Here is a 1,387-nt window from a genome sequence, read left to right as displayed (position 1 = left end):
TTACACTTTAACTTATGTTGGTGCTGATTTAACGATCGGTGCAAAAACGGTTACGGTAACTGCAGCAGCTAAAAGCAAAACTTATGGCGATGCCGATCCTGCATTGACTTATACCGCTGCACCTTCATTGGTAACAGGGGACAGTTTCAGCGGAAGTCTGACCAGAACACCGGGCGAAAATGTGGGTACGTATGCGATCAACCAGGGAACATTGGCCTTGAACAGCAACTATACCTTAACTTATGTTGGTGCTGATTTAACAATCGGTGCAAAAACGATAACGGTAACAGCAGCAGCTAAAAGCAAAACTTATGGCGATGCCGATCCTGCATTGACTTATACCGCTGCACCTTCATTGGTAACAGGTGATAGCTTCAGCGGAAGCCTGACCAGAACACCTGGTGAAAACGTGGGTACTTATGCAATCAACCAGGGTACATTGGCCTTGAACAGCAACTATACCTTAACTTATGTAGGTGCTGATTTAACGATCGGTGCGAAAACTATCACGGTAACTGCAGCAGCTAAAAGCAAAACCTACGGTGATGCAGACCCTGCACTGACCTATACCTTTGCTCCGGTACTGGTAACCGGCGACAGTTTCAGCGGAAGCCTCACCAGAATACCTGGCGAAAACGTAGGTACTTATGCCATCAACCAGGGTACATTGGCTTTAAACACTAACTATACCTTGACTTATGTTGGTGCTGATTTAACGATCGGTGCAAAAACGGTTACGGTAACGGCAGCAGCGAAAAGCAAAACCTATGGAGATGCAGACCCTGCACTGACCTATACCTTTGCTCCGGTATTGGTGGGTACAGATACTTTCACGGGAAGCCTGACCAGAACACCTGGCGAAAACGTGGGTACATATGCCATCAACCAGGGTACATTAGCTTTGAACAGTAACTATACCTTGACTTATGTTGGTGCTGATTTAACGATCGGTGCAAAAACGGTTACGGTAACGGCAGCAGCTAAAAGCAAAACCTATGGTGATACTGATCCTGCATTGACCTATACCTTTGCCCCGGTATTGGTAACCGGCGACAGTTTCAGCGGAAGTCTGACCAGAGCAACTGGCGAAAACGTGGGTACTTATGCAATCAACCAGGGTACATTAGCCTTGAACAGTAATTATACCTTAACTTATGTGGGTGCTGATTTAACGATCGGTGCAAAAACGGTTACGGTAACTGCAGCAGTGAAAAGCAAAACCTACGGTGATGCCGATCCGGCATTGACCTATACCTTTGCTCCGGCATTGGTAACCGGCGACAGTTTCAGCGGAAGCCTGACCAGAACACCTGGCGAAAACGTAGGTACATATGCCATCAACCAGGGTACATTGGCTTTGAACAGCAATTACACTTTAACTTATGTG

At 46.6% G+C, this 1,387-nt stretch carries 1 protein-coding gene; it reads left to right on the top strand.

The window, feature by feature from the left end; all coding sequences use genetic code 11:
• Nucleotides 1-1,387: MBG domain-containing protein (locus tag OQX63_RS23240; RefSeq protein WP_265853171.1), on the top strand; the 1,387-nt coding region annotated here is incomplete at both ends.

The organism is Pedobacter sp. PF22-3, from assembly GCF_026239555.1.
Taxonomy (GTDB): domain Bacteria; phylum Bacteroidota; class Bacteroidia; order Sphingobacteriales; family Sphingobacteriaceae; genus Pedobacter.
Note: the sequence above shows the minus strand (reverse complement) of the source record. Positions and strands in the feature narration are given on the sequence as shown.